A 922-nucleotide genomic window follows, 5' to 3' on the forward strand; every position below is an offset into this window, starting at 1 on the left:
TTGTGTATATGATTCAAAAGAAAATACAACTTCAGCAGCAACCGTTCTTCATGACTTACTATTTGGAGAATGGAATCAAGTGGAGAAAGAAATGCTTAAATCTGGAGAAGAAAGATTGAAAGATTTAACTAATCGAAATGGTGGTTAGAAAACGAATTTTAAAATATAGTCTATTTAGGATAAAAAAAGTCTTTAAAATCAGAAAAACGCATAGTATGAAACTTGATACTATGCGTTTTCTTGTAGGAAGATTTACTCCATTTTCTTCTGAGATTGAGTTTTTCCTCATCTATATTTAAGGATATTTGAAAGTTATATTTTAGAAAAACAATTATGGAGTTCTTAATACGGAATCTAGTATAAATGCTGATTCAAAGTGGAGTTTTGTATGCTTTTTGCTTTTGTTGAGTATAAAATCTATTAACTGAAGTCGAACTACAAACATTAATTTAAGATGAAGTAAACTGTAAGCTCCGGAAATGTCTCTTACTCGATTTCAGAATGAACCACTGACATAGGATTAAAAGAACTAAGTATTTCTTTTTGTTTTGAATGAGATACGTGAGTATAGATTTGTGTGACTGATATAGAACTGTGTCCAAGAATTTGTTGAATGTATCGAATATCTACATCATTATCTAGAAGCATTGTTGCAAAGCTATGTCTAAACATATGTGGTGTAATAGTTTTAGATAAGCTATTTTGTTCAACGATTCTCTTTAAAATTAAACGTACACTTTGCTCTGACAATGGTTTAGGCGAATGTTTCCCTGGGAATAGGAAATCATTAGATTCCTTTCCGTTTTTATTTATATATGTTTCTAATAAATTGAAGGTTGTTTGATCTCCTAAAAATAGGATACGTTCTTTCTTACCCTTTCCTATAATATGGAGTGTCTTATTGGAAAGATTAATATCTTTG

1 protein-coding gene and 1 pseudogene are annotated in these 922 nt (G+C 29.9%); one reads left to right on the forward strand and one right to left on the reverse strand.

What is annotated here, in order from left to right:
- Window positions 1-148, forward strand: a pseudogene (locus ADI58_RS03535) (toxin PezT); the annotation flags it as partial.
- Window positions 149-486: 338 nt separating this feature from the next.
- Here ADI58_RS03535 and ADI58_RS03540 read toward each other — a convergent pair.
- Window positions 487-922 (reverse strand): tyrosine-type recombinase/integrase (locus tag ADI58_RS03540; RefSeq protein WP_049521490.1); only part of this gene is annotated, 436 nt, incomplete at its 5' end.

Origin of the sequence: Streptococcus mitis (genome assembly GCF_001074635.1) — a bacterium.
Taxonomy (GTDB): Bacteria; Bacillota; Bacilli; order Lactobacillales; family Streptococcaceae; genus Streptococcus; species Streptococcus mitis_E.